This window comes from Paraburkholderia atlantica, assembly GCF_009362785.1.
In the GTDB taxonomy this organism is placed as follows: domain Bacteria; phylum Pseudomonadota; class Gammaproteobacteria; order Burkholderiales; family Burkholderiaceae; genus Paraburkholderia; species Paraburkholderia atlantica.
This window is the reverse complement of record NZ_WHNQ01000222.1, coordinates 1-710: the sequence shown is the minus strand read 5'-3', so window position 1 is coordinate 710 and position 710 is coordinate 1. Positions and strand designations below refer to the sequence as shown.

Below are 710 nucleotides of genomic sequence, written 5' to 3'. Positions count from 1 at the left end.
ACCTTCATGGTCAGGATGCGGCGGGTAAAGCGGTGTTTCGCAGAAAGTTATCGCGCAAGCAACTGATTGAGTTCTTCGCCACGCTCCATCCATGCACGATAGTCATGGAGGCGTGTGCTGGTGCGCACTGCATGGCACGCAAGATCGCCGAACTCGGGCACGAGGCAAAGCTGATCTCGCCGCAGTTCGTACGCCCGTTCGTGAAGAGCAACAAGAACGATTTCGTCGATGCCGAGGCAATCTGCGAAGCAGCTTCCCGACCGTCAATGCGCTTCGTAACGCCGAAGACTGTATCGCAGCAGACACTGTCTGCCCTGCACCGGGTACGCGACTCACTCGTTCGGGACAAGGTTTGCACGACCAATCAGATGCATGGATTCCTGCTTGAATTCGGCGTCACGCTACCTGTCGGCAATGCCGTTGTCAGGCGCCTGCCCGCGTTGCTGGCCGAGCACTCCCTCCCGCCACGTCTCGTCGCGATTCTTGAGCGCCTGCATGCGCATTTCAAATATCTTTCGGAGCAGATTGGTGAGATCGAGAAGGAGCTCAACCGGCAGCTTGCGGATGACGCTATAGCCCAGCGACTGCTTACCATTCCGGGAGTTGGACCGATTACCGCAAGCTTACTTGCCTCACAACTCGGCGATGGAAAGCAGTATCGATGCGGCCGCGACTTTGCCGCTGCCGTCGGACTGGTCCCCCGCCAGTAC

At 58.3% G+C, this 710-nt stretch carries 1 protein-coding gene; it reads left to right on the top strand.

Features of this window, described 5'->3' with window-relative positions; all coding sequences use genetic code 11:
- Nucleotides 1-710, top strand: a 710-nt coding sequence (locus GCT19_RS42385; RefSeq protein WP_152855122.1) for an IS110 family RNA-guided transposase, incomplete at both ends; no start/stop codon positions are given.